General features: G+C 46.8%; 1 protein-coding gene and 1 pseudogene. Both read right to left on the bottom strand.

Annotation, left to right across the window (positions count from 1 at the left end):
* Positions 1–258, bottom strand: a pseudogene (locus R7R24_RS25525) (EamA family transporter RarD); the annotation flags it as partial.
* Between the two features lie 88 nt (positions 259–346).
* The coding region (locus tag R7R24_RS25520) for a sulfite exporter TauE/SafE family protein (protein WP_318119903.1) at positions 347–888 on the bottom strand (542 nt) is incomplete at its 5' end.

The following is an 888-nucleotide window of genomic DNA, read 5'->3' as shown; positions in this document are numbered from 1 at the left end:
CCAAGAAATACACATTAGGCTACTTGCCACAAAGGTATACCAAAGAGACTTTTTATCTCGCCACACCTGTGACCAATTTGGCCAATGGCGAGTCACCGCGTAGACGATAAGAATCCCTACGGGTACCGAGCCAATAATGCGCCATGCTAGCAACTCATCCATTGCAGCATTAGGAAGAAAACGGTAGTAAACCGGCAGTAATCCCCAAATAACGAAGGATAACGCAGCCATAAAATTGCCGTAGTGACGATGATTCATAGGCTATTGCTCATTGAGATGAAGAAAAAGTGACGCGATTGTATAGCGCAAAAGGCGTTTGTAAAGTGATTATCATCGCGCCTAATTGTTACAGGTTCAGCCCTTGTACGACTGCCGTAAAGCCACTAACAAAACACAGCAGTAACGCACCAAAACGAATCTTTTCTTTCGGCAGCGATTGCGTCGTTTTCATCGCAAGCCAATACCCAAGCCCGGCAGCTGGTAGCAACGGAATCGTAATCACAAGATGGTGCAACGTAAAGAAGCCCGCTGGGATTTGAACCACCAGAGAGATGATAGAACTGAATACGAAAAATGCCGACAAGTTACCACGTAACTGATTCGCTTCTTGATGTTGCAATAGCAATGCCATCGGAGGGCCACCGATTGCCGAGCTGGTACCAAACAAACCGGAGAAAAATCCAGCTAACGTCATACGCTGAGGTGTAGGTTCAATACGAAACGGAAGCACACTGACGATAACCGCGAATAGAACGAGTAAACCGATCCACAACGTCAGTGCTTGAGTGGAGACAAAGAACAGCATGAAGCCACCAGCAATAGAACCGGGAACTCGGCCAATCAGTGCCATTTTTAGACCACCGATTTCGACGCTACTGCGATGTTTCA

It is taken from the genome of Vibrio sp. 704, assembly GCF_033339295.1.
This window is presented reverse-complemented; position numbering and strand designations above follow the sequence as displayed.